Origin of the sequence: Haladaptatus sp. W1 (genome assembly GCF_001723155.1) — an archaeon.
In the GTDB taxonomy this organism is placed as follows: domain Archaea; phylum Halobacteriota; class Halobacteria; order Halobacteriales; family Haladaptataceae; genus Haladaptatus; species Haladaptatus paucihalophilus.
Genome location: NZ_MEIH01000052.1, coordinates 1 through 1781 on the forward strand (window position 1 = coordinate 1; position 1781 = coordinate 1781).

Sequence of the window (1781 nt, forward strand, 5' to 3'; positions counted from 1 at the left end):
AGAAAATCGACGACGATGTCTGCCCGTTCCGCAGGCGCTGCGAGGACGTCTCGAAGCAACTCCGAAAGATCCGTACCACCATCTGTTTCGGCCGTCGAAACAAGCATATTGAAGAACATTTGGCCGCTGAACCCACTGAAGCCCCAGAGTTTGTGACTACCCACTTCGCTCGCCATCTTGTTTTTGAGTTCCGTGACGCCGATCTCCTCACTAAGAAAGTCTTGAAGCAGTTTCTGGCGGATAGGCAGTCGTTCGTTGCGCTGCTCTCTCGAACTATCGAGCGAACGTGACTCACCACTTGCAGTTACATACTTGAAATCGGCCTCAGCAAACGCGTCCCAAACGCGAATAATCTGGCGTTCATCGGAAAGAACCATATGCCACCGAACTAACGACAACGAAATAAAATTTGGGAGTATGGGGATGTATTACGAAGTGATTCCTGGCCCGTAGTGGTCAGCAATTGATAAAGTTGAGCGACAAGGGTTACGATACAAACCGGTAGTCAAGAAATCCAGAAGAGGTTGGAATGACGCTGGCGAGAAAGAAATTACTGAGAAGGTATCTTCTCACCATCCACCGTCGAATTCAGCAGTCAAACCACATCGCTCGGCGAATCTCGTGATATATCGTTTCTTACTCCCCTGATCTAACGCGACATAGAGATAGTAGTCATCAGAGAGGTTCCGCTGCATCCGCATTGGCTCTCCGGTGGGATGAGTCGGCTCTGAATTGAGGATCGCATTTTTGGAGCCAGGAACATAGGGAAACGACTCTAACTGATCGATGAGATCGTACTCTTGAATCAGGAGATCAACTGTCTCTGCCATCACATCGGATTGATTTTCATCAGAGCATGACCACACGCAGTCCCCGTTTGCAGAAAGATGGACGATATACTCTGTATCGGCTGTAGAAGAAGTATCAGAGACGACTTCATCTGGAGTGGTCACAATCTCGCCCCCGTTTTCAACGACCGGAAGATCTGCTTCATCACCGTTTGCGAGCGTGTGAATCAGCGAATCAATGTACTCCTTTGACTTTGGTTCGATTTCTTGGGCTAGCGAATCGTCAATTTCCTCTATTACAATCTGCGTCACTCGCTCAGCGAGGGTTTCTTTTTGCTGTTGGAGTGTTCCGACGGCGTGCTGTCGTGCTTCAATACGATGAGCAATCGTGTCTGCTTCGCCTGTCTTGACAAGCTCCTTTGAGAGGAGTTCCAAGACGTGCCAATTGTCTTCGAGTTCAGCAATTGAAAACTGTGCTAGTGAGACCTCATCAGGACGAGAGCTGTCTTTGCGACGGCGGAATATCTCAAATTGACTGCCAGTCGTTAGAAGCCCCCAATCGACCCCTTTCTGCCGCATGTAGCTCGTCAGTTGACTTCTATCGGCGTCAGTGAGAGTACTGTCGCAGCCCTTCGCTTCGATGAATACGACGGGAGCGGTTTCGATGAGAAGGGCGTAATCTGCACGGGTGTTCCCTCGGCCGATTTGCATTGGATATTCGAGTTCGACTTCTGGTGAAAACATATCCCACCCAAGCAGCTTGATGAGTGGCTGGATGAGTTTCATCTTCGTATTTTCCTCATCCATTTGTGGTGCTTGGTCGATTAGAGATTGTGACTGTTCGACGTACGCTGTGATCTCGGATTCGTTCATTGGTTAGTTAGTCCTCACGTGCGTCAGCGACGAAGCGGTAGAGGCCTCGATTGACTTTTTCGACCCATCCAGCATCGACAAGTCCGCGAAGTTCTCGGTTGATGTACTGTTTACGGGTAT

General features: G+C 49.4%; 2 protein-coding genes. Both read right to left on the reverse strand.

Annotation, left to right across the window (positions count from 1 at the left end; all coding sequences use genetic code 11):
* Window positions 1-377, reverse strand: a 377-nt coding sequence (locus BG842_RS02875) for a hypothetical protein (RefSeq protein ID WP_139135997.1), incomplete at its 3' end; no start/stop codon positions are given.
* Window positions 378-569: 192 nt separating this feature from the next.
* Window positions 570-1661, reverse strand: a complete 1092-nt coding sequence (locus BG842_RS02880; protein WP_069449604.1) for a type I restriction enzyme HsdR N-terminal domain-containing protein — start codon at window positions 1659-1661, stop codon at window positions 570-572.
* Window positions 1662-1781: the final 120 nt, after the last annotated feature.

Bases quoted from the DNA above. Each gene is read 5' to 3' on its own strand.
- BG842_RS02880 (WP_069449604.1), bottom strand. From the start codon at position 1,661: ATGAACGAATCCGAGATCACAGCGTACGTCGAACAGTCACAATCTCTA.